This is a genomic window from Nocardia sp. FDAARGOS_372 (assembly GCF_002554515.1).
GTDB lineage: Bacteria > Actinomycetota > Actinomycetes > Mycobacteriales > Mycobacteriaceae > Nocardia > Nocardia farcinica.
The window spans coordinates 3,584,507-3,611,038 of the sequence record NZ_PDDW01000001.1; the positions used below are offsets into that span (position 1 = coordinate 3,584,507).

Genomic DNA, 26,532 nt, shown 5'->3' on the forward strand with positions numbered 1-26,532 from the left:
CCGATCAGTTCTTCGGCGCGCGCCCGGCCGCCACCTCGGCGGGGTAGTCGTCGTAGGCGGGCACGTAGCCGTCGGTCCGTCCGGCCAGCACGTACAGCTCGCTGTGCTCGTCCGGCTGGTAGCCCTGCTTGCGCAGTTCCACCTTGCGGCTCTTGAAGGTCGAGGTCTGCTCCAGCTCGGGCACGACCCGCACGAACAGCGGCACCGCGTAGGAGGGCAACTGCTCGTAGGCGACCCGGGCGAGCCCGCGGCCGTCGAACTCGGCGTCCGGGTGCAGGGTCACCGCCGCCATGCCGGCCTTGCCGTCGGTGCCGGGCACGTCGACACCGAACACCACGGCCTCGGCGATCGAATCGTGGTGGGCCAGTGCGTTCTCCACCTCGGTGGTGGCGACGTTCTCGCCCTTCCAGCGGAAGGTGTCGCCGAGCCGGTCGACGAAGGCGATGTGCCACCAGCCCTGATCGCGCACCAGGTCACCGGTGTCGAACCAGACGTCGCCGGGGCGGAAGGCATCCCGGACCAGTTTGGCCTCGGTGGCCTCGCGGTCGGTGTAGCCGTCGAAGGGCTGCCTGCCGGTGACCTTGGCCAGCAGCAGGCCGACGCCGCCGGAGCGCACCCGGCGCAACCTGCCGTCGGGGCCGCGGCGCGGGGCGCCGGTCTCCTCGTCGTACTCCACGATCGCGTAGGGCAGCGGCCCGAACCCGGCGGTGTGGCTCACCCCGAACGCGTTGACGAAGGCGATGGGCGCCTCACTGGCGCTGTAGAACTCGACCACCCGGTCGATGCCGAAGCGGGTGGTGAACTCGTCCCACAGCTGCGGGCGCAGCCCGTTGCCGACGGCCAGCCGCACCCGGTGCTGCCGGTCGGTCGGCCGCGGCGGCTGGTTCAGCAGGTACCGGCACAGTTCCCCGATGTAGATGAACGCCGTGGCGCGTTCGCGGATCACCTCGTCCCAGAACGCGGACGCCGAGAACCGCCTGCCCAGTGCGTAGGTCGCGCCGGCGGCAAGCACCGCGGAGAGGGCGACGGTGAGGGCGTTGTTGTGGTACAGCGGCAGGCAGCAGTACATGACGTCGTCGCCGCGCAAGCGGATTCCGAGACCGCCGAGGCCGTGCATGCTCTTGGCCCAGCGGTGATGGGTCATCACGCTGGCCTTGGGCAGGCCGGTGGTGCCCGAGGTGAAGATGAGGAAAGCCCGTTCGCGCGCGGTGATCTCGGCGCAGACCGCCGGATCGCTCGCCTCGGCGCCGCGGGCGGCCTCGTGCAGTTCCTCGGCGGCCAGGACGTTCGGCAGCGGCTCGGGCAGCGACTCGAGCGCCTCCCGGCATTCGGCGCCGACCACGTTCAGCACGCTGTCGAGCAGGCCGAAGCTGTGCGCGAGCACCTTCTCGCGCTGGTTGTGGTTGAGCAGGCCGACGGTGGCGCCGAGCTTCACCGTCGCCAGCACCACGAACAGCGTCTCGGGCCGGTTGGTCATCAGTACCCCGACCACGTCGCCGCGGCCGACCCCGCGCCCGGACAGCACCGCCGCGTACCGGTTCACCTCGGCATTGGCCTCCCGGTAGGTGTAGGCGGCGCCCTCGAAGCGCAGGAAGACGCGGTGCGGGTGCCGGTGCGCGGTGCGCTGGAAGAACAGCCCGACCGATGCCTTGGCGCCGGGCCCGGTGAGCATGCCGAGGGCGTTGCGCGCCATGACCGGGGCGTCGAGGGCCATGCCGGGCAGGGCACGGGCGAGATCGAGCAGGCCGACCGTGGTGCGGGTCTGGGTGGTCACGTCTGTGGTCTCCTCGGGGTGTGCCGTTGTCTGCTGCTCATCCGGATTCCCTCAGGACGCCGCGGCACTCCCCCGTTCGGCCCGGCACAGTGCGGCGAAGGCGCTGTCGAGGTCGTCGGCGACGGTGATCCGCTTGCGCGCCGCCGGGGCGACCAGCATGCGCTCGGCGAGTTCGTCGAGCCAGCGGAACAGGCCGGTGTAGAAGCCGTCGTGGTTGAGCACGACGACCGGCTTGTCGTGCTGGCCGAGGTAGCCACCGGTCCAGGTCTCGAAGAACTCCTCGAGGGTGCCGATCCCGCCCGGCAGGGTGAGGAAGGCGTCGGCACGGTCCTCCATGATCTGTTTGCGCTGGCGCATGGTGTCGGTGACGATCAGCTCGTCGGCGTCGACGTCGGCGACTTCCTTGTGCACCAGGTGTTTCGGGATCACGCCGACGGTGTTGGCGCCGCCCGCGCGGGCCGCGGTGGCGACCGCGCCCATCATCGAGACGTTGCCGCCGCCGGAGACGAGTTGCCAGCCGCGACGGGCGATCTCGGCGCCGACGCGGGTCGCCAGCGCGAGCTGTTCGGTGTCGGTGGTGCTGGCCGAGCAGTAGACGCAGACCGCGAACGGTGCGCGAGTCACCACTGATCCTCCGTTCCGTAGGTGTCCAGCTCGGCGCGCTGCTCGGCGGCGCGCACGATGATGTCGACCACCTCGTCGACGTGGTCGGTCACGTGCAGCAGATCGATGTCGCCGGGCGAGATCTTGCCGAAACCCTCCAGGGAGCCGCGCATCCAATCCACCAGGCCCGCCCAGTAGGAGCTGCCGAACAGGATGATCGGGAATCGGGTGATCTTGCCGGTCTGCACCAGGGTGAGCGCCTCGAACAGTTCGTCGAGTGTGCCGAAGCCGCCCGGCAGGCAGACGAACGCCTCGGAGTACTTCACGAACATCGTCTTGCGGACGAAGAAGTAGCGGAAGTTGATGCCCAGGTCCACCCAGTCGTTGAGGCTCTGCTCGAAGGGCAGTTCGATGCCGAGGCCGATCGAGTAGCCGCCGGCCTCGCTGGCGCCGCGGTTGGCGGCCTCCATCGCACCCGGGCCGCCGCCGGTGATCACCGCGAAGCCGGCCCGCGCCAGCGCCGCGCCGATGGCGTAACCGGCCTCGTACTCGGGGTGGTCGACCGGGGTGCGCGCCGACCCGAAGACGGTCACCGCGTGCGGCAGTTCGGCCAGCGCGCCGAAGCCCTCCACGAACTCGGCCTGGATGCGCAGCACCCGCCAGGGGTCGGTGTGCACCCAGTCGCCGTCGGCCCTGGTGTCGAGCAGGTTGCGGTCGGCGGTACGCACGCCGGGCTTGCGGTCCCGGCGGAACATGATCGGGCCACGGAACTTGGCGGTCGGCTTCGGTTTGGCGGCTGCCCGGTTGCGCGGTTCGGCGCCTACCTCGTTCTCGGGGACATCGATCGACATGCTTTCACGCTACCGGTCCGGTGCCACCGCACTCGGCCGCGGCGGTGAACGCCGAACGGATGCTCGGTGACGCTCAGACCGCGCCGGTGAGGTAGGCGCGCAGCATCGCGGTGACCGCGGTGATCTGCGCGGTCGGCACATGCTCGTCGCGCTTGTGCGCCAGGTTCGGGTCGCCGGGACCGAAGTTCACCGCGGGGATGCCGCGGGCGGCGAAACGCGACACGTCGGTCCAGCCGTACTTGGCCCGCACCCCGCCGCCGCCGTGCGCGTTCACCGACTCGATGAGCGCCTTCGCCGCGGGCGCGGTGAGGCCGGGCAGCGCGCCCGGTGCGGCGTCGGTCACCTCGAACTCCACCTCCAGCCCGGCGAACACCTCGCGCACGTGGGCGATCGCCTGGTCCAGGTCACGGTCGGGGGCGAAGCGGAAGTTGACGTCCACCTCGGCGACATCGGGGATCACGTTGCCGGCCACCCCGCCGCGCACCGCCACCGCGGACAGTCCTTCGCGGTACACGCAGCCGTCGATGTCGACCTGCCTGGCCCGGTAGTCGGCCAGCCGCGCCAGCACCGGCGCCAGCCGGTGGATCGCGTTGTCGCCCATCCAGGCCCGTGCCGAATGCGCCCGCACGCCCGCGGTGCGCAGCCGCGCCCGCAGCGTGCCCTGGCAGCCCGCCTCGATCCAGCCGCCGGAGGGTTCGCCGAGCACGGCCAGGTCACCGTCGAGCCATTCGGGCAGGTCGCGTTCGATGTGGCCGAGGCCGTTGTACTCGGCGGCGATCTCCTCGCCGTCGTAGAAGATCAAGGTGAGGTCGTGCACGGGGTCGGTCACCGTCGCGGCCAGGTGCAGGAACACCGCGTCGCCGGACTTCATGTCGACGGTGCCGCAGCCGTGCAGCAGCTGCTCACCGTCGGGGCCGGTGCCGAAGCGGCTCGGCACGTTGTCGGCGATCGGCACGGTGTCCAGGTGCCCGGCCAGGATCACCCGGGTCGGCAGGCCGCGCTGGGTGCGGGCGAGCACGACGTTGCCGTGCCGCAGCACCTCGAACCCGGTGGTCTGCTCCCGCAGTGCCCGTTCCACGACATCCGCGATGGCGCGCTCGTCCAGTGAGACGCTGGGGATGTCGACGAGGGCGGCGGTGAGGGCGATGGGATCGGCGGACAGGTCGATGGTCACCGGGCCAGCCTACGACCGCGAGGTAGCCCACCACGGGCGCCGGGCGGGTGGGTAACCTCTGACGACGTGAGCACTCAGGGAGCAACAGCAGTCGGCATCGCCAACGTGACCACGGACGGCACCGTCCTGGACACCTGGTACCCGAGCCCGGAACTCGGCACGTTCACCGAGACCGGCACCGAGCGCCTCACCGAGGCGCCCGAGGGCTACGCCGCGCTGCTCGGTGTGGACGAGGCCCGCGGCGTCGAGGTCGTCGCGGTGCGCACCACCATCGCCGACCTGAGCGCCGCGCCGGTCGACGCGCACGACGTCTACCTGCGCCTGCACCTGCTCTCGCACCGCCTGGTCAAGCCGCACGAGGTGAGCCTGGAGGGCCAGTTCGGCCTGCTCGCCAACGTGGTGTGGACCAACCACGGCCCGGCCGCCGTGGACGGCTTCGAACAGACCCGGCTGAAGCTGCGCGCCCGCGGCCCGGTGACCGTCTACAGCGTGGACAAGTTCCCCCGCATGGTCGACTACGTCGTGCCCGCGGGCGTGCGCATCGGCGACGCCGACCGGGTCCGGCTCGGCGCCCACCTCGCCGCGGGCACCACGGTCATGCACGAGGGCTTCGTCAACTTCAACGCGGGCACGCTGGGCGCCTCGATGGTCGAGGGCCGCATCTCGGCCGGTGTCGTGGTGGGCGACGGTTCCGACATCGGCGGCGGCGCCTCCACCATGGGCACGCTCTCCGGCGGCGGCACCACCGTCATCTCGATCGGCGAGCGGTCCCTGCTCGGCGCCAACTCCGGCCTCGGCATCCCGCTGGGCAACGACTGCGTCGTCGAGGCGGGCCTCTACCTGACCGCGGGCACCAAGGTGACCACCGCCGACGGGCAGGTCGTCAAGGCCGCCGACCTCAGCGGCCGCGACAACCTGCTGTTCCGCCGCAACTCCACCACGGGCGCGGTCGAGGTGGTGCACCGCAAGGGCACCGGCATCGAACTCAACGAGGACCTGCACGCCCACAACTGAGTCCGTGCCCGCCGGTGCTCAGCCACCGGCGGTCAGGGCCTTCTTCTGGACCTTGCCCATCGCGTTGCGCGGCAGCGAGTCGACCACCCGCACCTCGCGGGGGCGTTTGTGCACCGAGAGCTGGTCGGCCACATGGCCGATCAGCGCCGTCGGCAGGTCGTCCTGGTCGTGCCCGGCCCGCGCGACGACGAAGGCGACCACCCGCTGGCCCAGGTCGTCGTCGGCGAGGCCGACCACGGCCGCCTCCGCCACCGCGGGGTGGCCGAGCAGGGCGGTCTCCACCTCGCCCGCGCCGATGCGGTAGCCGCCGGACTTGATGAGGTCGACGGACTCGCGGCCGACGATGCGGTGGAATCCGTCCGGGTCGATGGCGGCGACGTCGCCGGTGCTGAACCACCCGTCCTCGGTCCAGCTCGCGGCGGTGGCGTCGGGGCGGCCCAGGTAGCCGTCGAAGAGCATCGGGCCGCGCACCTGCAGGCCGCCGATGCTCTCGCCGTCGTGCGGCACCGGCGCGCCGGACTCGTCCCGCAAGCGGGTCTGCACGCCGCGCACCGGCACGCCCACCCAGCCGGGCCTGCGTTCACCGTCGGCCCGGGTGGACAGGGTGATCATGGTCTCGCTCATGCCGTAGCGCTCGACCGGCGCGTGGCCGGTGAGTTCGCGCAGCCGCTCGAACACCGGCACCGGCAGCGGCGCCGACCCCGAGACCAGCAGGCGCGCATCCCGCAGCGCGCGGGCCGATTCCGGATCCTCCACGATGCGCGACCACACCGTCGGCACCCCGAAGTACAGCGTGCCCTTCGCCTCGGCGTAGGCCCGCGGGGTCGGCTTGCCGGTGTGCACCAGCGGGCTGCCCACCCGCAGGGGGCCGAGCACCCCGAGCACCAGCCCGTGCACGTGGAACAGCGGAAGCCCGTGCACGAGGGTGTCGTTCGCGGTCCACTCCCACGCCTCGGCCAGCGCGTCCAGGCCCGCGGCGATGGCGCGACGGCTGAGCACCACGCCCTTGGGCGGGCCGGTGGTGCCGGAGGTGTAGAGCACGAAAGCCGGTGCGGCAGGGTCGGGTTCGGGATAGGTGTGCCAGGAGCGGGCGTGCACCCGGACCGGGATCACCGGCAGATCGGTGTCGTCCGGTGCGTCGCCGAGCCATGCCTGTGCGCCGGAATCGGCCAGGATGTGGGCGAGTTCGGCCGCGCCGGAATCGGGCGGCACCGGCACCACCGTGACACCGGCGAGCAGGCTGCCGACCACCGCGAGCACGGTGCGCACCGTCGGGCGGGCCAGCACCGCCACCCGCTCCGCGCGCGCCACTCGTTCGGCCACCGAGGTGGCCGCACCGAGCAGATCGCTGCGCGAGAGGGTCACGCCGTCGATGGTGACGGCGTCGGGGATGTCGGCGCCCGCGGCGACCGCGGCGGGATTCAGGGAACTGAGCAGCAGGGGTGCACCGAACGCCATGGGGTCAACCTACTGCGCGGGGCCGCGGCGGCCGCCGTCTCCCCCGTCGCGTCACGAATCGGACGAGGCCCGCTGGCGACTGTTGACACGCCTGCGACACGGTGAGAGCGTCGAAGCATATCCCTCTCAACGACGAGAACGGGGCCGTGATGACCAGCCCGTTGCGCACGCCAGCCCGGCACGAGCCGCCCGCCTACTACATCCGCGACCACCTCGACGGCTCGGCCGCCTTCTTCGGCGCGGCCGCCAACGTCATCATGCAGTTGAGCCTGCCGCCCGTCGGCTACGGCGTGCTCGAGAGCACCGTGGACAGCGGCAAGATCATGCTGCACCCGATCAAACGCACCCGCACCACGCTCACCTACCTCGCCGTGGCCATGCTCGGCAGCGACGACGAGCGCGCCGCCTACCGGGCCGCGGTCGACACCGCGCACCGCGCCGTCCGCTCGGGCCCGGACAGCCCCGTCCGCTACAACGCCTTCGACCGCGAACTGCAACTCTGGGTCGCGGCCTGCCTGTACTGGGGCGCGCGCGACCTGTACGAGCGGATGCACGGCCCGATGGACCCCGGCACCGCCGACAGCTTCTACCGCGCCGCCGAACGGCTCGGCACCACCCTGCAGATGCACCCCGCCCAGTGGCCGCCCGACCGCGCCGCCTTCGACACCTACTGGCGCGAGCACCTGGCCACCACCCGCATCGACCCGCCCGTGCGGGAGTACTTCTGGGACCTGGTGAACCTGAAGATGTTCCCGCGCCCGGTGCGACTCGCCGTCGCCCCGTTCCACCGCTGGATGGTCGCCGGACTGCTCCCCGAACGCCTGCGCGAGCAGATGGGCATGCGCTGGAGTCCCCGCGACGACCGCCGCCTCGCCCGCCTGCTGACCACCGTCGGCGCGGTCGAGGACCGGCTGCCCCGCCCCGTGAAGACCTTCCCCGTCAACGCGTTCCTCTGGGACATGCGGCTGCGCCGCCGCCTGGGCTTGCCCCTGGTGTGAATGGATCCGGCCGCACCCGGGAGGTTTGAAACCGGCGTACCCGGTGATTACCGGTGCATCAGCGAGCCAGCCGGAGGTGCGCCGTGCGGAACCGGACGATGGTGGCCGCGCTCGTCGCGGGGACGTGGCTGACGGTCACGGCGGGGTTCGCCGCGGCCGAGCCGGCCGAGGACACCGAGCAGGTGCCGCCGCGGACCGCGATCTCGGTGCGCACCGACATCGGGATGACCTGGGGCACCGGCAACGAGCACGAGCGGCGCGGGGCGCTCTCGCTGGCCAAGCTCTACCTGGTCGACTACGCGCTGCGGCACGGGGACGGGTCGGCGCAGGATCTGGAACTCGGCGAGCGGATGATCCGCTACTCCGACGACGGCGCCGCGAGCACGCTGGCCGCGAAGTACCCGGGTGCGATCGAGGCGATCGCGGCCGAATACGGCCTCACCGAGACCGCGGGCGCGGACTGGACGACATCCAGCACCAGCACCGCCGACGTCGCGACCTTCCTGGCCGCCAAGACCCGGACCGACCCGGCCTCCCCGATCCTGGGCTGGATGGCCACCGCCGCGCCGACGGCCGCCGACGGCACCCCGCAGGACTGGGGCACCGCGCAGATCCCCGGCGTGCTCGGCACCAAGTGGGGCTGGTCGGATTTCGGTGTGCCCGAGGTAGCTTCGGCCTCCTTCGGCCCCGGATTCACCGTCGCCGCCCACACCTACGGCAGCCCGGACGAGCAGACCGCCGACGTCCTCGGCGCGCTGGTCGAGCTGCCGACGCTGCTCACGGGGCCTTGACCTCGGCCTGCGGCACCCGGAACGACACCACGACGTGGTCGCGGGCGAACCGGCGCGCCTGTTCGTCGTCGCCGAGCGGGATGACCGTCTGCGGGGTGAGCGCCATCGAGACCGCGGTGCGGGCGATCATCTCGGCCAGCGGTTCGGGATCGTAGGCGGGCAGTTTGCCCTCGTCCTGGAGCCGGCGGATGAACTCCGAGAGGTAGTCGCGGCCGAGCTCGATGATCGGGGCGCCGCGCACGGTGAGGAAGGGCAGCACCAGTTCGGGCTCGGTGGCCAGCAGACGATGCACCAGCTGGTTCTCGCGCAGCCCCTTGAGGAAGGCGACGAACAGCTCCACGATCTGGTCCTCGGCACCCGCGTCCCGGTCGACCTGGCGGGCCAGCACCTCGTCGACCCCGGTGATGAAGTCGCGGGTCTGGCGTAGCGCGACGGCCTCGATGAGATCGTTCTTGCTGGCGAAGCGCCGGTAGAGGGTGGCGAGGGAGAGCCCGCAGCGGCGCGCGACCTCCACCATGCTGGTCCGCTTGATGCCGAAGTCGAGGAACGCCAGCAGGGCCGCGTCCAGGACGCGGCTCTGATTGGTGTCCTCGGGGCCGCTGTTGCGGACCAGCGGGAGCAGTTTGGTCAACCTCGCCATGTCTTCCTCACCTCATCCGCCTGCGCGAAACGATGACACTGCCAGCATCGCATACCGTCAGCGTCCGCCCGGCCGTTGACAGCGGCGACGGCCGATGAGAAGGTTCACCGACATTCCTCTCATTCCGCCGCCATCATCTCCTTTGACAGGGGACCGTTGCAGTGAGAGTCTGAGGTGAGAATCTTCTCATCCTCTCACAGACGGAAAGACGAGGACGACGATGAGCGCGCCCCTTCGTGCAACGACGCCCGAACCGACGCCGAGCAGCCGCTACGGTACCGGCGAGGACTTCCACATGGAAGAGTTCTGGAGCGGCATCGCCGCCTTCCTCGGCGGTACCGCCAATGTGATCATGCAGCTCAGCCACCCCCCGGTCGCCTACGGCGTGCTGGAGAGCACGGTCGACTCCGGCAAGGTGACGCTGCACCCGTTCAAGCGGCTGCGCACCACCCTCACTTACCTCGCCGTCGCCATGATGGGCACCGACGCCGAGCGCGAGGCCTACCGCGAGGCCGTCAACACCTCGCACCGCAGCGTCCGCTCCACCTCCGAGAGCCCGGTCAAGTACAACGCCTTCGACCCGAAGCTGCAGTTGTGGGTGGCGGCCTGCCTGTTCTACGGCATCCTCGACACCGAGGAGCGCCTGCACGGCCCGCTCGACGACGCCACGGCCGACGCCCTCTACGCCTACTCCGCCCGACTGGGCACCACCCTGCAGATGCGCCCGGAGATGTGGCCCGCCGACCGGCAGGCGTTCCAGGAGTACTGGACGGCCGAGCTCGCGACCAAGTCCATCGACGCGCGCACCCGCGCCTACTTCGACGGCCTCATCGACTTGAGGATGCTGCCGCTGCCGCTGCGTCTCAACGCGCCGTTCCACCGGTTCGTCGTCACCGGCCTGCTGCCGCAACATCTGCGCGACGAGATGGGCATGACCTGGTCGCCGATGCGCGAGCACGCGCTGCGACTGCTGCTGCTCGTGATCGGCGCGGTGCACCGGCGGCTGCCGCGGGCGCTGCGCCTGTTCCCGATGAACTTCTACCTGTGGGACCTGCGCAGGCGCCTGCGGGCGGGCAAACCGCTGGTCTGACTAGGTCCGCATGTGCGGGTAGCGGTGGTCGGTGGGCGGTGCGAACGTCTCCTTGACGGTGCGCGGCGCCACCCAGCGCAGCAGGTTCAGCGGTGAGCCCGCCTTGTCGTCGGTGCCCGAGGCCCGGGCGCCGCCGAAGGGCTGCTGGCCGACCACCGCGCCGGTGGGCTTGTCGTTGATGTAGAAATTGCCCGCCGCGAAACGCAGTGCGGTGCACGCCTGTTCGACGGCCTTGCGGTCCTGGGCGAACACCGCGCCGGTGAGCGCGTAGGGCGCGGCCGACTCCACCTCGGCGAGGATCGCGGAATAGGCGCCGGGCTCGCCGTCGTCGTAGACGTGCACCGACAGGATCGGGCCGAAGTACTCGGTGCGGAACGATTCGTCGGCCGGGTCGTCGCAGACGAGCACCGTGGGCCGCACGAACCAGCCGTCGGTGTCGTCGTAGGTGCCGCCGACGGCGACGGTCACCCCCGCCGACCTGGCCCGCTCGATCGCGGCCACGTTCTTGTCGTAGGCCCGCCGATCGATCAGCGCCCCACCGAAATTCGACAGGTCCGCGATATCGCCGTAACGCAACTCCTCCACGGTGGCCAGGAACTGCTCCCCCATCTCCCGCCACACCGAACGGGCGATGTAGGCGCGGGAGGCGGCCGAACACTTCTGGCCCTGGTACTCGTAGGCGCCGCGGATCAGCGCCGTGCTCAGCGCCGCCGGGTCGGCCGAGGGGTGCGCGAGAACGAAGTCCTTCCCGCCGGTCTCTCCCACCAGCCGCGGATAGCCGTGGTAGCGGCCGATGTTCGCGCCCACTTCCTGCCACAGGTACTGGAAGGTCGCGGTGGAGCCGGTGAAGTGGATGCCGGCCAGCCGTGGATCGGCCAGCGCGATCTCCGAGAGCTGCACCCCGTCGCCGGTGACCATGTTGATCACGCCCGGCGGCAGGCCTGCGGCCTCGAGCAGGCGCATCGTGTAGTAGGCCGACAGGGTCTGGGTGGGCGAGGGCTTCCACACCACGGTGTTGCCCATCAGCGCGGGCGCGGTCGGCAGGTTGCCCGCGATGGCGGTGAAGTTGAACGGCGTGATCGCGTACACGAACCCTTCCAGCGGCCGGTACTCCATCCGGTTCCACACCCCGGGCGAGGACTGCGGTTGCTTGGCCAGGATCTCGCGGGCGAAGGCGACGTTGAACCGCCAGAAATCGACCAGCTCGCACGGCGCGTCGATCTCGGCCTGCGCGACCGATTTGGACTGGCCGAGCATGGTCGCCGCGGCCAGCGTCTCCCGCCACGGCCCGGCCAGCAGGTCGGCCGCGCGCAGGAACACCGCCGCGCGGTCGTCGAAGGGCAGCGACCGCCAGTCCGGGGCCGCCGCGAGCGCCGCATCGATGGCGGCTTGGGCTTCGGAGTGGGTGGTATCGGTGTAGGTCCCCAGCACCAGGTCGTGCCGGTGCGGCGCGCGGATGTCGTGCCGCTCCCCGATCCCCGGCCGATGCTTGCCGCCCACCACCAGGGGCACATCGAGGGTTTCGGCGGAGATCTCCGACAGCCGCGCCAGCAACCGCTCCCGCTCCGGACTCCCGGGAGCGTAGGAATGCACCGGCTCGTTGGCGGGCGTAGGGACAACTGTGACAGCGTCCATAACCAAGGCTAGCCCGAACCCCGGCCGCACCGCCGCATTACGCGCCCGCTCGGAACGGCCGACCAGCGGTCGCGCGTCCCGTCGAACGTGCGCGGCCGCGTCGGCGGATGCGACCGGCCCCGGCGCGGCCGATGTGGCGGAGTCGGCGTTGTCCGAGGACACTGGGGAAACAGCACTCGACGAGTCCCAGGAGTACATGCGATGCCAACCAACGGACCTTTCGGCATCGACCCGGAAGACTTCGAACGCGCACTACGCGAAGCGGGCACCGAGCTGCGCGACCTGCTCGGCAAAGCCGGCGTCTATCTCGATCGGGTGGATCACGCGAGCGTCGCCGGGCTCACGTCGCTGCTGGCACAGTTCGTCCCACCGCGGCCGGCGCGGCCACCGGAACCCGAGGGTGAGATCACCGGTGAGAGCGGCAGCGGAGTATGGGTGATCTACCGCCTCGACGACGGCGGCGAAGCCAGGGTCGACCAGGTCTTCCCGAGCGAACTCGAGGCCCTACGCGCACATCGCGACAACACCGACGAGCGCCGACGGGTGCGATTTCTGCCCTACGGCGTGCCGGCGAGCGTGCTGGACGCACCCTGAGACGACCGGAGCACTGTCACCCTCACAGGCATGGACCTGACAACCACGACGCGGCACGTGGCACGGACACTCGTGCCGTCAGTTCGTGGTCAGGCGGGCGACCGCGGCGGCGATCCGTTCGTCGGTGGCGGTGAGGGCGATGCGCACGTGCTCGCCGGAGGCCGGGCCGTAGAAGTCGCCGGGGGCGGCGAGGATGCCGCGCTCGGCGAGCCAGTCCAGCGTGGTGCGGGCGTTCTCGCCGCGGGTGGACCACAGGTACAGGCCCGCCTCGGAGTGGTCGATGCGGAAACCGGCGCCGGTCAGCGCGGCGCGCAGCTGCTCGCGGCGCACCCGGTAACGCTCGCGCTGCTGAGCCTCGTGGGTGTCGTCGGCCAGCGCGGCGGTCATCGCGGCCTGGATCGGGAAGGGCACCATCATGCCGGAGTGCTTGCGCACCTCGAGCAGCTCGGCCACCAGTTCCGGATCACCGGCGACGAACCCGGCACGGTAGCTGGCCAGGTTGGAGGTCTTCGACAGCGAATGGATCGCGAGCAGGCCGGTGTGATCGCCGTCGCACACCTGCGGATCCAGGATCGACAGGGCGCGCGCGTCCCAGGACAGGCCGAGGTAGCACTCGTCGGAGGCGACGACGGCGCCGCGCTCGCGGGCGAAGGCCACCACCTTGCGCAGATGCTCGACACCCAGCACGCGCCCGGTCGGGTTCGACGGGGAGTTGAGGTAGATCAGTGCGGGCGACTGCGGCCCGAGCCGGGTCAGTCCGTCCGCGCGCAGGATCTGCGCGCCCGCCAGCAGCGCGCCCACCTCGTAGGTCGGGTAGGCGATCTCCGGGATGACCACCAGGTCGGCCGGGCCGACGCCGAGCAGCCGCGGCAGCCCGGCGATCAACTCCTTGGTGCCGATGACGGGCAGCACCGCCGCCGGGTCCACGCCGGTCACGCCGTAGCGCCGTTTGAGCGCGTCCACCGCGGCGGCGCGCAGTTCGGGGGTGCCGTGGGTGGTCGGATACCCCGGCACCTCCGCGACGGAGTCGAGCGCCGTGCGGATCACCGGGGCGACCGGGTCGACCGGCGTGCCCACCGACAGATCGACGATCCCGCCGGGGTGGGCCGCCGCCTTCGCCTTCACCGCGGCGATGGTGTCCCACGGAAAATCGGGTAGCAGACTGCTGACCCGGCCACGCGATACCACCGGTGGTCTCACTCCCCCATCGGGGGAAGTTCCTTGATGAACGGCGGGTCGTAGTCGACCTTGCCGACCTTCGTCGCGCCGCCCGGGGAACCCAGCTCGTCGAAGAAGTCCACGTTGGCGTTCACGTAGCCACTCCACTGGTCCGGGGTGTCGTCTTCGTAGAAGATCGCCTCCACCGGGCACACCGGCTCACATGCACCACAGTCCACGCATTCGTCGGGATGGATGTACAGCATGCGGCCACCCTCGTAGATGCAGTCCACGGGGCATTCCTCGATGCATGCCTTGTCCTTCACGTCAACGCACGGTTCAGCGATGATGTACGGCACTGCCGTTCTCCTAGTCTGTCCTCACCTGCGGGGATGATCCGCCACGCGAAACCCTATCCCGAGCACCCACGTTACTCCGGGTCAGCCTGCCCTAACTCACCCGGATTCACGTGGGTCGCTTCGGTTCAGCCGACCGGCACGATCGGCGCGGGCCGCCGGTCCACCCGGCCGTAGACGGTGGTGCGTTCGCGCACCGGCCTGCCGATGCCCTCGGCGATCTCGGCCAGCTCGGCCACGGTCTTCGCCGAACCGTGCTGTGACCCGGCCATGCGCGAGATGGTCTCCTCCATCAGCGTGCCGCCCAGATCGTTGGCGCCACCCTGCAACATCACCCGGGTACCCGCGATGCCCAGCTTGACCCAGCTGGTCTGGATGTTGTCGATGCGCCCGTGCAGCATGATCCGCGCCAGCGCGTGGGCGGCCCGGTTGTCGCGGATGGTCGGGCCGGGCCGGGCCGCGCCCGCCAGATACAGCGGCGCGCTCTGGTGCACGAACGGCAGCAGCACGAATTCGGTGAAACCGCCTGTCTCGTCCTGGATTCCGCGCAGCACGCGCAGATGGCCGACCCAGTGGCTCGGATTGTCCACGTGCCCGTACATCATCGTCGAGCTGGACCGCAGCCCGACACGGTGCGCGGTGGTGATCACCTCGATCCAGGCCGAGCTGGGCAGCTTGCCCTTGGTGAGCACCCAGCGCACCTCGTCGTCGAGGATCTCGGCGGCGGTGCCCGGGATGGTGTCCAGGCCCGCCTCCTTGAGCGCGGTCAGCCAGTCGGCGATGCTCTCGCCGCCGCGGGAGGCGCCGTTGACGATCTCCATCGGGCTGAAGGCGTGCACGTGCATCGAGGGCACCCGCCGCTTCACCGCCCGCACCAGATCCGCGTACCCGGTCACCGGCAGGTCGGGGTCGATGCCGCCCTGCATGCAGACCTCGGTGGCGCCGTCGACGTAGGCCTCCCAGGCGCGGTCGGCGACCTCCTCGGTGGACAGCGTGAACGCGTCGGCGTCGCCCTTGCGCTGGGCGAACGCGCAGAACCGGCAACCGGTGTAACAGATGTTGGTGAAGTTGATGTTGCGGTTGACGACATAGGTCACGTCGTCGCCGACGGTGTCCCGGCGCAACTGGTCGGCCAACGCGGCGACCGCGTCGAGTTCGGCACCGTCGGCGGTGGCCAGCGCCAGGTATTGATCGTCGGAGAGCCCCGCCGGGTCGCGTTCGGCGGCGCGCAGCGCGGCGAGCACGTCGGAGTCCAGCCGTTCGGGCGCGTTCACGGCCAGGTCGCGGACCTGCTCGCGGATGGTGTCCCAGTCGCCGAAGGCGCCGACCACGTCCTGTCCGAGGGCGGCGTCGCTGCGCGCCTCGGTGTTGCGGCCCTCGGTGTCGATGGCGGTGTTGAGGTCGGTGCGGCCCGCCGACTCCCACGACTCGTCCGGCTCCTGCCAGGGCAGACCCACCGGCAGCGCGTCGGCCTTCGCCAGGCCGGTCACCGGGTCGGTGAGCGCGGCGACGTGGGCGCCGATGCGCGGGTCGATCCACGGATTGCCCGCCCGCACGTACTTCGGGTGCGCCGAGGTGCGCTCGACCAGGGTGAAGCCGCTGGCCGCGGTGAGCTCGCGCAGGGTGTCCAGGTTCGGCCACGGCCGCTCCGGGTTCACGTGGTCCGGCGTCACCGGGGAGACCCCACCCCAGTCGTCGATGCCCGCCTCGATCAGCGCCAGGCACTCCTGCCGGGAGACGAGGTTCGGCGGCGCCTGCACCGGCACGTCCGGCCCGAGCAGCAGGCGGGTGACGGCGATGGTGGCCCGGAACTCGTCGAAGCCTGCGTCGGGGGCATCGCGCATGGCGGTGTCGTCCTTGGCGCGGAAGTTCTGGACGATCACCTCCTGGATGTGCCCGAAGGCCTTGTGCTGCTTGCGGATCGCCATGATCGACTCGGCCCGCTCGGTGAGCGTCTCGCCGATGCCGACCAGGATGCCGGTGGTGTAGGGCACCGAGAGCCTGCCCGCGTCGGTGATGGCGCGCAGCCGCACCGCCGGGTCCTTGTCGGGGCTGCCGTGGTGGCACTGCCCCTTCTCGGTGAACAGCCGGGTGGCGGTGGTCTCGAGCATCATGCCCATCGACTGGGCGACCGGCTTGAGCCGCGCGATCTCCGCCCAGCTCATCACGCCGGGGTTGAGGTGGGGCAGCAGGCCGGTTTCCTCGAGCACCAGGATCGAGACGGCGCGCAGGTAGTCCAGCGTGGAGTCGTAGCCGCGTTCGTCGAGCCACTGCGCGGCCTCCGGCCAGCGGTCCTCGGGCCGGTCGCCGAGGGTGAACAGCGCCTCCTTGCAGCCGAGGGCGGCGCCGCGGCGGGCGATGTCGAGCACCTCGTCGGGCTCGAGGAACATGCCCTTGCCCTCGGCCCGCAGCTTGCCCGGCACCGTGACGAAGGTGCAGTAGTGACAGCGGTCCCGGCACAGCCGGGTCAGCGGGATGAAGACGTTGCGCGAATAGGTGATGGTGCCGGGCCGGCCCGCCGACTCGAGCCCGGCGTCGCGTACCCGCGCGGCGCTGCGGCACAGGTCGGCCAGGTCGTCGCCGCGGGCGTGCAGCAGCACGACGGCTTCGTCGAGATTGAGGCTCACCCCGTCGCGGGCCCGGCGCAACGCCCGGCGCATCGCCGACGGGGAGGGCGGAGCGGGCGGGACGTTCGGGGTCGCTAGCTCGGTCACGCCCTCGATCATGCGCTAACCATCCTGGACTGTCTCCCTCCAGTGCGTCCGACCGAGCCTAGCGGTGCCGATCCCCGGGGTGGGGGCGGCGCTCACGACCGGCCGGTCACGGACTCGTCGTGAGCGTTCACAACCTCGCCGCCGCGTGGCCTATTCCACCCGTGTGGGCGACCCGCCGGTTTCCGGCCTCGTGCGACGATGACAGGCATGTCGCAGCCGCGCACGATCATGGCCGATCCGGCCTGGCGTCCCAGCCCACGGGCGAAACTGCTCTGGACCGCGCAATCGGTGCTCGGGTGGGTGATCCCGTTCGTCGCGTTGATCGTCTGGGCGGCCGTCGATTCGGAGCGGCGCACACTGCAGGTGCTCGCGCTCTGCGCCGGGCTGGCGCTGGCGGTGTTCAGCGCGCTGGTCGTCCCGTGGTGGCGCTACGCGGTGCACCGCTGGGAGATCACCGACGAGGCCGTCTACACCCGGGTCGGCTGGCTCTCCCAGGAGAGCCGGGTCGCGCCCATCTCGCGGGTGCAGACGGTCGACATCGAACGCGGACCGCTCGAGCGGCTGCTCGGCCTGGCCACCGTCACCGTCACGACCGCCTCCTCCGCCGGGGCGGTCACCATCACCGGTCTGGATCTGCCGGTGGCCGAGGAGACGGTGCGCAGGCTCACCGAGATCGCCGCGCGCCACCGCGGGGACGCGACGTGAACGCACCGCAGACCGATCGGCCGTGGTCGCGGTTGGATCGGCGAATGCTGTTGGTGCATCCGGTGAACGAGGTCGCCAAGTTCATCCCGGTGCTGATCGGTTCGGTCATCCTCGGCACGAGCAGCGGCAACCACGGCTGGAGCCTGGTGCCGCTGGCGCTGATCGTCGGATACGCGCTGAGCCGCTGGTTCACCACCACCTACCGGGTCGGGCCGACGCATGTCGAGTTGCGCACCGGGCTGCTGCAACGCCGCACGCTGTCGGTGCCGCGGTCGCGCATCCGCTCGGTCGACATCGAAGCCGACCTGCTGCACCGGGTGCTCGGGCTGGCCGTGGTGGTCGTCGGCACCGGGCAGGCCGCCGACAGCGGCGAGAAGTTCCGGCTCGACTCGCTGGCCGCCGGAACCGCACCCGCGTTGCGCGCCGAACTGCTCGCGCACACCGCCGAACAGCTTCCCGCCGAAGGTGATTCGGCCGTGCCGACGACCCGCGCGCCGCAGGGCCGCGAGATCGGGCACTGGCAGCCCGCCTGGGTGCGGTACGCGCCGCTGTCGCTGACCGGATTCGCCGTCGTCGCGCCGATCGTCGGCCTGGCCTTCCAGTTCGGCCTCGGCGAGGTGGTGATCACCTCCGAGACCGCGCACGCGGTGGAGGGCCGCGCCGTCGCCGTCGTCGTGCTGATCGGACTCGCGGTGCTGGCCTGCGTGGTCGTGCTGGTCAGCCTGGCCGCCTGCGCCCGCTACCTGAGCACCTATTTCGGCCTGCGGGTGCTCGACACCGGCCGCACCCTGCACCTGAGCCACGGGCTGTTCACCACCCGCCAGATCACCCTGGACCTGGCCCGATTCCGCGGCGCCACCGTGAACGAGCCGCTGCTGCTGCGGCTGGCGGGCGCGGCCGAACTCGAAGCCATCATGGTGGGCGAGAACCCGCGCCAGAAGATCCTGCCGCAGGCGCCGCGCGCGGCGGTCGAACGCACCCTGGCCGAACTGCTGGGCAGCAGGCACCTGTCGACGGTGTCGGCCGAGACGCCCGCTGCGCTGGCGAAAACGCCCGCACCGGAGGTGGCATCGCCCGGCACGGCGCAGTTGTCGGCGCCGCTCACCCCGCACGGCCCCGTGGCCCGCCGCCGTCGCTACGTGCGCGCGATCGCTCCGGTCGCCGGACTGGCGGCGGCGCTGTTCGCCCTGCCGACCTTCGGCTGGGCGGCCGGGGCCTGGTGGTGGCTGGTGCCCGCCGTGCTCTTCCTCCTCGCGCTGGCCTTGGCGGAGGATCGGTATCGCGGGCTCGGGCACACCGTGCTCCCCCGCTCCGGTACCGGCCCGGCCTGGCTCATCACCCGATCCGGTTCCCTCGACCGCGACCGCGACTGCCTCGAAGCGCCGGGCATCATCGGCTGGACGGTGCGCCAGACCTTCTGGCAACGCCGGGCCGGGATCGCCACCGTGGTCGCCGCCACGGCGGCCGGCAAGAAGGCCTACCAGGTCGTCGACGTCCCGCTCGCCCGGGCGTGGGCGATCATCGAGGCCGCGACACCGGGCGCGCTCGGGAGCCGAGACGATCCGACCCACGTCGAGGGAACCGCGCCGGGCCGGTCGAGGTCGGGACCGGGCGGAGCCATTGCGCGGAACCCGGGCTGACGAAGCGGGTTCGCGCGCCGGCGACGACCGATGCCGTCGCCGAGCGGCACCCTCACGCGCTCAACGCCCCGCGACCCCCGTCGCCCGCTGGAACACGTAGATCAGCGGCGCGCCCACACCGCAGACGAGCAGCAGCAGGGTCGGCCATTCGCTCATGAGCACCAGGTCGCCGCCGGGCCCGGGGAACGTGCACACCAGGAACCCGAGCGTCCACGCCATCACCGGCAGCATCGCCACCCGGACGCTGTCGGTGAGCGTGCGCATGGCCGCCACCAGCGCGATGTTGACGACCGCGGCGAGCACCGCCGTGATCGGCACCGGGACCGCTCCCGACCCCGGCTGCGCCGCCAGCGGCGCCGCGACCAGCTCAGGTCCCGCGCCGGCCAGCTGCGAACTGCCCAGGTAGATCGGCAGATACAGCACTTCGACCGCGAGTGTGAACAGCGCCGCCAGGATCAACACCACCATCGTGCCCACGCGGGCGATCGCGCCGATGCGGGTGGGTTCGGCCTGCGCATCGGCGCGCGTGTCGAGGGCCGTCACGGCACCGGCGGGTAGCCGAGCAGCGTCAACAGATGGCTCTGCATGTCGACGAACGCGTAGAGCACCGACATGTACAGCTCGTGCTGCTGCTGCGCGCTCGGGCGCAGGCTGTCGACGAAGGCCACGATGGCGTTCTGGAGATCCCAGTTGTACACGTCATGGAGTCTAGGCGGCGTCGCCGTCCAGCCCGGCGAACAGATCGTGTTCGCGCCCGTCCGGCCCGGCGGGACCGCGCCTGCCGCGCACCAGCACGTAGTGCTCCTCGGGCAGCACCGGCTGGGCGATGTTGTTCGACAGCGCGAACTCCCGGCCCGAGGGCGCGACGGTGATCTGGGTGGCGTGCGCGCGCAGCGCGGCCCGCTTGGCCGCCAGCACCTCCGCGACGTCGACGGTGGTGGTGACGGTGTCGCTGGCGACGCAGGCCAGCTCGTCCGCCGCGGGCAGCCGCCAGCCGCGCGGCAGTGCGCCCGGCAGGCCCGCGGCCGTGCGCCGGGCGAGTGCCTCGGTGTGCAGGCGCAGCATGTCGGCGTCGGTGACGGTCCAGTAGAACTTCGGCACGTCCCAGCCGCGCTCGGCGGCCGCCCGCACCGCCTCGGTGGTCACCCGGTGCGCGCGGATGTGGTCGGGATGGCCGTAGCCGCCGTTCGGGTCGTACCCCACCACCACCCGCGGCCGCAGGTCGAGCAGCACCTCGACGAGTGCCTCGACCGCCTCCGGACCGGAGTTGACGAAGGCGCGCGGATGCTCGGCCGACGGGGTGCCCGCCATCCCCGAGTCGCGCCACCGCCCGGCACCGCCGAGGAACCGCGGCGGTCCGGCGTCCAACGCGTCGAGCGCCCTGGTGAGTTCGAGGATGCGGTAGCCGCCCAGCTGGTCGGCCCGATCCGCGGCCAGCTGCGCCCACTGCTCGCCGATGACCTCGCCCTCTTCGCCGAGCGTGCAGGTCACCACGGTCACCGGGACGCCGCGGGCGCGGTAGCGGGCGATGGTGCCACCGGTGGTGATGGTCTCGTCGTCGGGGTGCGCGTGCACCAGCAGCAGCCCGCCGGTCGCCGTACTCACGGGATCCTCCGCCACATCGCCGCGTCCCCGAAGATGCCGACCTGGATCGCTCCGTTCAGCGCGGCGCCGTCGACGCCGGGCCCGGCGGCGGCCACCAGGTTGTCCTGCACGATCGGCAGCACCGTCGACAGGCCCCACAGCGCCGGTTCCGCGTCGGCGAGCACCTTGGGCACATCGATGCCGCGCAGGGCCGCGTCGATGGCGGGCTGCAACGCCACGTCGCACAGTCCGGACAGATTGCTCGGCGCCCGGCGCGCCGCCTCCAGCACCGCCTCCGCCTCGCCGTCCGGCACCGGCGCGCCGCTGGGCGGGCAGCCGTACCGCGAGGCCAGCACGGTGGCCGGATCACCGCCGGCGACCTCCCAGCCGACGACGGCGTCCACGCCGCCGTCGACCAGTTCCTTGCCGTAGAGCGCGTCGGCGGTGAGCGTGCGCACGCTCGCATCGATGCCCGCGCTGCGCAGTTGGTCGGCGGCGGTGCTGGCGACGGCGTGCGCGGTGGCATCGCCCACCACGGCCCCGATCCGCACCGCCAGCGACCGGCCGTCACGGGCCAGCGGACGCGGCTGCGGCGCGGGTGAGGTCGGCGAGACCGCCTGCGGCGGCTCCGGCGCCCGCGCGAACCCGGCCTCGGCCAGCAGCGCGAACGCCTCCTCCGGGCTCGGCCGCGGCGGCTGGGTGGGGGTGTAGCCGGGGTCGGAGGGCGAGAGGATCTGGGCGCGTACCGGTTCCACCCAGCCGCCGGTCTGCGCGCCCACCGTCGCCAGCAGCGCCGGATCGAGCAGCGCCAGCACGCCGCGACGCACCCGCGGGTCGGCCAGGTCCGGGTTGCGGCCGTTGAGCACCAGCTGCAACGTGCGCGACTGCGGCATGATCGCGGTCCGCACCGACGGGATCGCCGCCAGCTGCGCCTGGGTGGCGACGCCACCGTGCACCAGCGCCATCTGGGCGTCGCCGGTGCGCAGCGAGTCGGCCAGCTGCGCGGGAGTCCCGCCGCGCCGCAACAGGATCTGGTCCGGCGCGGCCGGGGTGCCCCAGTAGCGGTCGTTGCGTTCGAGCAGGATCTCGTCGCGGCCGGGGTCCACCGACTTGATCGAGAAGTTGCCGCCGGAGACCGGAATGCCCTCGGCCAGCCCGTTGACGAACCCGCCCGGCTGGTCCTTGATCAGGTGCGAGGGCAGCAGGTTGGCGAACAGTTCCCGCCACGCCGGATACGGCTGGGTCAGCACGACCGTCACCGTCTTGCCGCCGCCGGAGGAGCTGACATCGGAGATCAGCCGGTAGGCCGCCGAATCCACCACCCCGGGCTGGGTGATCATCTGCTGCCACAGGAACCGGAAGTCCTCCGCGGCGATGGGTGCGCCGTCGGACCAGTTGGCCTGGTTGCGCAGCGTGTAGGTGATGGTGAACGGCTCCTGCGCGGTGACCTCGGCCGCCGTCACCAGCGCCGTGTCCGGCACCCACTGCGTCGCACCCGGTACCGCCGGATCCGGCACCGGGCGGAACGGGCTGGGCAGCACCATGGCGCTGACCGCCGAGGTGGCGGGCGACTGATCGGCGCGCAGATGCGGGTTGAACCCGATGCCGATGTCGTCGATCGCCACCACGACGGTGTTCTTGCCCGGTTTGGCCGGTGTCGTCTTCGGGCTGTCGGTGCTCTCGATCGGCGGGGGCGGATTCGCGGTGCATCCGGCCACCACCAGGACGGAGGCCGCCAGCAGGATCTGCAGCACGCGCAGCATCGCGCGTCGTCTCGCCCCCGAATTCACGTCCCGCACTCTACAACGCGGCCCGGTCCCGTGCCTTCCGCCGCGACAGCTCGCGGGCGCGCTCATTGGCGTTGAGGATGACCTTGCGCACCCGCACCACGTCGGGGCCGACCTCGACGCACTCGTCGGCCGCGCAGAACTCCAGCGCGCCTTCCAGATCCAGCACCAGCGGCCGCGCCAGGGTCTCGAGCACGTCACCGGTGGAGGAGCGCATGTTGGTCAGCTTCTTCTCGCGGGTGACGTTGATGTCGAGGTCTTCCGCGCGCGGGTTGATGCCGACGACCATGCCCTCGTAGGTCTCCGCGCCCGGCTCCACGAAGAAGGTGCCGCGGTCGGCCAGCTGCAACATCGCGTAGGCGGTGACGCTGCCCGCGCGGTCGGACACCAGCGAGCCGGTGTGCCGGGAGCGGATCTCGCCCGCCCACGGCGCGTAGCCGTGCGCGACGGCGTTGGCGATGCCGGTGCCGCGGGTCTCGGTGAGGAAGTCGGTGCGGAAGCCGATCAGGCCGCGCGAGGGCACGATGAACTCCATCCGCACCCAGCCGTGACCCTGATTGGTCATCTGCACCATCTTGCCCTTGCGGGCGGCCAGCAGCTGGGTGACCGCGCCCAGGTGCTCCTCGGGCACGTCGATGGTCAGTTCCTCGAACGGCTCGTGCACCTTGCCGTCGACCATCCGGGTGACCACCTGCGGCTTGCCGACGGTGAGCTCGAAGCCTTCCCGGCGCATGGTCTCCACCAGGATCGCCAGCGCCAGCTCACCGCGGCCCTGCACCTCCCAGGTGTCGGGGCGGTCGGTGTTGAGCACCCGCAGCGAGACGTTGCCGACCAGCTCCTGGTCCAGGCGCGCCTTGAGCAGCCGGGCGGTGAGCTTGGTGCCGCCGTTGCGGCCGGCCAGCGGCGAGGTGTTGATGCCGATGGTCACCGAGATGGCGGGCTCGTCGACGGTGATGCGGGGCAGCGCGACCGGGTTGTCCGGGTCGGCGAGGGTGTCGCCGATCATGATGTCCGGGATGCCCGCCACGGCGACGATGTCGCCGGCCTCGGCCTCCTCCGCCGGGTTGCGCTCCACGCCGACGGTGGCGAGCAGCTCGGTGATCTTCACCGTCTTGGTGCCCTCGGCACTCATCCACGCCACGTTCTGACCCTTCTTCAGGGTGCCGTTGTGGATGCGGACCAGCGCCAGCCTGCCCAGGAACGGCGAGGCGTCGAGGTTGGTGACATGGGCCTGCAGCGGCGCCTGCGCGTCGCCCTTGGGCGCGGGCACGTGCTTCAGCAGCACGTCGAACAGCGCGTCCAGGTTCGGGGCGTCGGGGGCGTTGCCGTTCTCGGGGCGCTCGGTGGAGGCCTTGCCCTCGCGGCCGGAGGCGTAGAGGACCGGCAGGTCCAGGGCCAGCTCGGCGGCTTCGGCGGCCTCGTCGTCGAGGTCGGAGGCCAGGTCGAGCAGCAGATCGTGGCTCTCCTCGACGACCTCGGCGATGCGGGCGTCGGGGCGGTCGGTCTTGTTGACCACCAGGATCACCGGCAGCGAGGCGGCCAGCGCCTTGCGCAGCACGAAGCGGGTCTGCGGCAGCGGCCCCTCGGAGGCGTCCACGAGCAGCACGACGCCGTCGACCATGGACAGGCCGCGCTCGACCTCGCCGCCGAAATCGGCGTGCCCCGGGGTGTCGATGACGTTGATGACGGTGACCGAGCCGTCCGGGTGGTGCCGGTGCACCGCGGTGTTCTTGGCGAGAATGGTGATGCCCTTCTCGCGCTCGAGATCACCGGAGTCCATCACCCGGTCGACGGGTTCGGCGCGTTCGGCGAAGGCGCCGGACTGGCGGAGCATGGCGTCGACAAGTGTCGTCTTACCGTGGTCGACGTGCGCCACGATGGCGACGTTGCGAAAATCGCGTGCAGACGACACGCTGGATCCTCCTGCTGATAGGTATTGGTGCCGGCCGACCCCTGCAAACAGGTGGAGAATGAAAACTCACCGGGCATCGCGGCCATCGCACACACTACCGGCAATCCGAGGGCCCGTATTCCCCAGCCACGAGTTAGGTTACGCTAACCAATATGGGCAAGGTCAAGGCGAAGAAGGTTTCCAGCCTCAAACCGAAGAAGAAGTGCTGCCGTAAGAAGACGCGCTGCGTGAAATGCCCTGTCGTCATCATGCGGATGAAGAAGGCCGAGGCCGCGGGCGTGTGCGGCAAGGATCTGAAGAAGGCGCTCAAGCAGGCACGCGCGGCATAGGCCCGCGCGGCGATGGGCCGGTGTCTCCCGCCTCGATCGGGTAGTACCGGTACATGACCACCGAGCTGCTCTCCGACGAACAGATCGCCACCGCGCTGCAGGACCTGCCCGACTGGACGCGCTCCGGCGACGAGATCTCCCGCACCGTGCAGGCCGAGTCCTTCCCCGCCGCCATCGCCCTGGTCGACCGGGTCGCCGAGGCCGCCGAGCGGGCCGGTCACCACCCCGACATCGACATCCGCTGGCGCACCGTCACCTTCACCTTGTCCACCCATTCCGCCGGCGGACTCACCGACCGCGACATCGATCTCGCCCGGCAGATCGACGAACTCGCGCGCTAGTCAGCGCAGCCCGGCCCGCTCCGGCTCGGGCGCGGTGGCCCGCGCGCGCCTGCCCGCCACGATCACCCAGACGTAGCAGGCCAGCACGCCGAGCACGTCCACCGCACCCAGCCAGGACAGCAGGCCGGGCCGGGAGATCTCCCAGATCGTCGGCTGGAAGAACGACAGCACCCACGGCACGCCGACCAGCATGGTCAGCAGCCAGTAACCGGCCAGCACCCGCGCGCCCGGCGCCTGCCGCAGTGGCCCGTACACCAGCCACAGCACCAGCGGCAGCAACCACACCCAGTGGTGCGACCACGAGATCGGCGAGACCAGCAGCCCGAACAGCTGCACCACGAGCAGCGTGCCGAGCAAGTCGTCGGGGCCGAGCGCCCGCCACGCGAAGAACGCCGGCACCGCGACCAGCAGCACCGCCGCGATCCAGATCGGCCCGGTCTCCACGTCGTAGCCGAGGATCCGGCTCAGCGTCCCGCGCAGCGACTGATTCCACACCGAGGCCACCGGTCCGATGCGGTCCGCGTCGCCGAGCAGGGTGCCGAAGTAGCGGGTGGCCTCGTGATTGTTGAGCAGATAGCTGATCGCCACGGTGCCGCCGAAGGCCACCGCGGAGAACACCGCGGCGCCCCAGCGCCTGCGCGCCACGAAGTACAGCCCCGTGATCGCCGGCGTCAGCTTGATACCGGCGATCAGCCCGACGAGCCCGCCGGAGACCCACCAGCGCGAGCTGCGCACCGCGAGCATCGCCCCGAGCACCAGGAAGACGTTCACCTGCCCGTAGTCCAGGGTGGTGCGCACCGGCTCCAGCCACACCCCGACCGCCGTCCAGGCCACCGTCGCGGTGCGCCAGCCCGGCTCGCGCAACCGCTCGCGACCGAGCAGCAACTCCAGCGAGATCCGCACCACCCCGTACAGCGCGGCCACGGTGGCCAGCAGCCAGCCGACCGCGATGACGGTGAAGGGCAGGAAGTGCAGCGGCGAGAACACCAGCGCGGCGAACGGCGGATACGTGAAGGGCAGCGGGAAGTCGGGCGTCTTCTCCGCATAGGTGAAGTCGTAGAGCCGGTCGGTGAGCACCGAGGCCGAGCCGTCCACGTAGACGTGCAGGTCGACCAGATTCATCCCGTTGTCGGACAACAGCATCCACAGCAGCCGGGCCAGCACCGAGAGGCCGAGCAACGCCAGCGCCGTTCGCAGGGGGGCAGCGGCCGGACGTGCGTCCGTCCGAGCGCTCTCTCGGTTCAAATCGCAGGCTTTCGGAGGTGGTGTGCGGGTCGCCGGCGCGGCCGGGGGTGTTTCGGAGTGTTCGGCGCACGCGAGCCGAAGGTGATGACTAGATTAACCGGAGTGCCGCGCACGGCAGTCGGTGGACCGGCGCCATCGG

The 26,532-nt window shown here is 71.3% G+C and carries 25 protein-coding genes; 9 read left to right on the plus strand and 16 right to left on the minus strand.

What is annotated here, in order from left to right; genetic code table 11:
- Positions 1-4 precede the first annotated feature (4 nt).
- From CRM89_RS17120 to dapE, 4 genes are all read right to left on the minus strand, one after another.
- A complete protein-coding gene (locus CRM89_RS17120) occupies positions 5-1,714 on the minus strand; it encodes a long-chain-acyl-CoA synthetase (protein WP_228822027.1) in 1,710 nt (569 codons plus the stop codon).
- Between the two features lie 111 nt (positions 1,715-1,825).
- The gene (locus CRM89_RS17125) at positions 1,826-2,398 is read right to left on the minus strand and encodes a TIGR00730 family Rossman fold protein (RefSeq protein ID WP_082668859.1); all 573 of its coding nucleotides are present in this window, start codon (positions 2,396-2,398) and stop codon (positions 1,826-1,828) included.
- Positions 2,395-3,132, minus strand: coding sequence for a TIGR00730 family Rossman fold protein (locus CRM89_RS17130; protein WP_253805129.1), 738 nt, complete (start codon positions 3,130-3,132; stop codon positions 2,395-2,397). Before CRM89_RS17130 ends, CRM89_RS17125 begins: the two co-directional genes overlap by 4 nt.
- 169 nt (positions 3,133-3,301) lie before the next feature.
- The gene (gene dapE, locus CRM89_RS17135) at positions 3,302-4,402 is read right to left on the minus strand and encodes a succinyl-diaminopimelate desuccinylase (RefSeq protein ID WP_098085005.1); all 1,101 of its coding nucleotides are present in this window, start codon (positions 4,400-4,402) and stop codon (positions 3,302-3,304) included.
- 66 nt (positions 4,403-4,468) lie between these two features.
- Here dapE and dapD point away from each other — a divergent pair, with 66 nt between their 5' ends.
- Positions 4,469-5,416: a 2,3,4,5-tetrahydropyridine-2,6-dicarboxylate N-succinyltransferase gene (dapD, locus tag CRM89_RS17140; protein ID WP_011211278.1), complete on the plus strand. Its 948-nt coding sequence runs from the start codon at positions 4,469-4,471 to the stop codon at positions 5,414-5,416.
- Between the two features lie 18 nt (positions 5,417-5,434).
- On the opposite strand, the gene CRM89_RS17145 is transcribed toward dapD, so the two are convergent.
- Complete coding sequence (locus CRM89_RS17145) at positions 5,435-6,874, minus strand: acyl-CoA synthetase (protein ID WP_172964535.1); 1,440 nt, start codon at positions 6,872-6,874, stop codon at positions 5,435-5,437.
- 149 nt (positions 6,875-7,023) lie between these two features.
- On the opposite strand from CRM89_RS17145, the gene CRM89_RS17150 reads away from it, so the two are divergent.
- Positions 7,024-7,872, plus strand: a complete 849-nt coding sequence (locus CRM89_RS17150) for an oxygenase MpaB family protein (RefSeq protein WP_172964536.1) — start codon at positions 7,024-7,026, stop codon at positions 7,870-7,872.
- An 83-nt stretch (positions 7,873-7,955) separates the two neighbouring features.
- On the plus strand, positions 7,956-8,663 hold the full coding sequence (locus tag CRM89_RS17155) for a hypothetical protein (RefSeq protein ID WP_371391995.1): 708 nt from the start codon (positions 7,956-7,958) through the stop codon (positions 8,661-8,663).
- Here the strand turns inward: CRM89_RS17155 and CRM89_RS17160 are convergent.
- Positions 8,650-9,303, minus strand: a complete 654-nt coding sequence (locus CRM89_RS17160) for a TetR/AcrR family transcriptional regulator (RefSeq protein ID WP_011211282.1) — start codon at positions 9,301-9,303, stop codon at positions 8,650-8,652. The genes CRM89_RS17155 and CRM89_RS17160 overlap by 14 nt on opposite strands.
- Positions 9,304-9,523: 220 nt before the next feature.
- On the opposite strand from CRM89_RS17160, the gene CRM89_RS17165 reads away from it, so the two are divergent.
- Positions 9,524-10,393, plus strand: coding sequence for an oxygenase MpaB family protein (locus CRM89_RS17165; RefSeq protein WP_060594506.1), 870 nt, complete (start codon positions 9,524-9,526; stop codon positions 10,391-10,393).
- Here CRM89_RS17165 and pruA read toward each other — a convergent pair whose 3' ends face one another.
- Positions 10,394-12,028: an L-glutamate gamma-semialdehyde dehydrogenase gene (gene pruA / locus CRM89_RS17170; RefSeq protein ID WP_098085014.1), complete on the minus strand. Its 1,635-nt coding sequence runs from the start codon at positions 12,026-12,028 to the stop codon at positions 10,394-10,396.
- A gap of 201 nt (positions 12,029-12,229) precedes the next feature.
- Here pruA and CRM89_RS17175 point away from each other — a divergent pair, with 201 nt between their 5' ends.
- Entirely contained in the window at positions 12,230-12,622 is a 393-nt protein-coding gene (locus tag CRM89_RS17175; RefSeq protein ID WP_098085017.1) for a hypothetical protein, read from the plus strand.
- Positions 12,623-12,700: 78 nt separating this feature from the next.
- Here CRM89_RS17175 and dapC read toward each other — a convergent pair whose 3' ends face one another.
- The 3 genes from dapC to CRM89_RS17190 all read right to left on the minus strand — a co-directional run bounded on the left by dapC (position 12,701) and on the right by CRM89_RS17190 (position 16,862).
- Entirely contained in the window at positions 12,701-13,810 is a 1,110-nt protein-coding gene (dapC, locus tag CRM89_RS17180) for a succinyldiaminopimelate transaminase (protein WP_098085019.1), read from the minus strand.
- Positions 13,811-13,818: 8 nt separating this feature from the next.
- Positions 13,819-14,139, minus strand: a complete 321-nt coding sequence (fdxA, locus tag CRM89_RS17185; protein WP_011211287.1) for a ferredoxin — start codon at positions 14,137-14,139, stop codon at positions 13,819-13,821.
- 125 nt (positions 14,140-14,264) lie between these two features.
- Positions 14,265-16,862, minus strand: a complete 2,598-nt coding sequence (locus CRM89_RS17190) for a bifunctional FO biosynthesis protein CofGH (RefSeq protein WP_098085022.1) — start codon at positions 16,860-16,862, stop codon at positions 14,265-14,267.
- A 195-nt stretch (positions 16,863-17,057) separates the two neighbouring features.
- Here CRM89_RS17190 and CRM89_RS17195 point away from each other — a divergent pair, with 195 nt between their 5' ends.
- Both CRM89_RS17195 and CRM89_RS17200 read left to right on the plus strand, forming a co-directional pair.
- On the plus strand, positions 17,058-17,555 hold the full coding sequence (locus tag CRM89_RS17195; RefSeq protein WP_099421941.1) for a PH domain-containing protein: 498 nt from the start codon (positions 17,058-17,060) through the stop codon (positions 17,553-17,555).
- A gap of 44 nt (positions 17,556-17,599) precedes the next feature.
- Entirely contained in the window at positions 17,600-19,195 is a 1,596-nt protein-coding gene (locus CRM89_RS17200; RefSeq protein ID WP_228822020.1) for a PH domain-containing protein, read from the plus strand.
- Between the two features lie 60 nt (positions 19,196-19,255).
- Here CRM89_RS17200 and CRM89_RS17205 read toward each other — a convergent pair whose 3' ends face one another.
- The 5 genes from CRM89_RS17205 to typA are packed head-to-tail and all read right to left on the minus strand — an operon-like array spanning position 19,256 to position 24,478.
- Positions 19,256-19,738: a hypothetical protein gene (locus CRM89_RS17205; protein WP_098085028.1), complete on the minus strand. Its 483-nt coding sequence runs from the start codon at positions 19,736-19,738 to the stop codon at positions 19,256-19,258.
- On the minus strand, positions 19,735-19,893 hold the full coding sequence (locus tag CRM89_RS31015) for a hypothetical protein (protein WP_011211292.1): 159 nt from the start codon (positions 19,891-19,893) through the stop codon (positions 19,735-19,737). Before CRM89_RS31015 ends, CRM89_RS17205 begins: the two co-directional genes overlap by 4 nt.
- A gap of 10 nt (positions 19,894-19,903) precedes the next feature.
- Positions 19,904-20,800, minus strand: coding sequence for an N-acetyl-1-D-myo-inositol-2-amino-2-deoxy-alpha-D-glucopyranoside deacetylase (gene mshB, locus CRM89_RS17210; RefSeq protein WP_060595139.1), 897 nt, complete (start codon positions 20,798-20,800; stop codon positions 19,904-19,906).
- On the minus strand, positions 20,797-22,542 hold the full coding sequence (locus tag CRM89_RS17215) for an ABC transporter family substrate-binding protein (RefSeq protein ID WP_041560398.1): 1,746 nt from the start codon (positions 22,540-22,542) through the stop codon (positions 20,797-20,799). Before CRM89_RS17215 ends, mshB begins: the two co-directional genes overlap by 4 nt.
- A gap of 37 nt (positions 22,543-22,579) precedes the next feature.
- On the minus strand, positions 22,580-24,478 hold the full coding sequence (typA, locus tag CRM89_RS17220; RefSeq protein WP_011211295.1) for a translational GTPase TypA: 1,899 nt from the start codon (positions 24,476-24,478) through the stop codon (positions 22,580-22,582).
- A gap of 152 nt (positions 24,479-24,630) precedes the next feature.
- On the opposite strand from typA, the gene CRM89_RS31020 reads away from it, so the two are divergent.
- A complete protein-coding gene (locus CRM89_RS31020; protein WP_011211296.1) occupies positions 24,631-24,807 on the plus strand; it encodes a hypothetical protein in 177 nt (58 codons plus the stop codon).
- Positions 24,808-24,860: 53 nt separating this feature from the next.
- Positions 24,861-25,148 carry a 4a-hydroxytetrahydrobiopterin dehydratase gene (locus CRM89_RS17230; protein WP_098085030.1) on the plus strand — a complete coding sequence of 96 codons (288 nt, stop codon included), beginning with the start codon at positions 24,861-24,863 and terminating at the stop codon, positions 25,146-25,148.
- Here the strand turns inward: CRM89_RS17230 and CRM89_RS17235 are convergent, their stop codons facing one another.
- The gene (locus tag CRM89_RS17235; RefSeq protein WP_060594498.1) at positions 25,149-26,393 is read right to left on the minus strand and encodes a mannosyltransferase; all 1,245 of its coding nucleotides are present in this window, start codon (positions 26,391-26,393) and stop codon (positions 25,149-25,151) included.
- Positions 26,394-26,532: the final 139 nt, after the last annotated feature.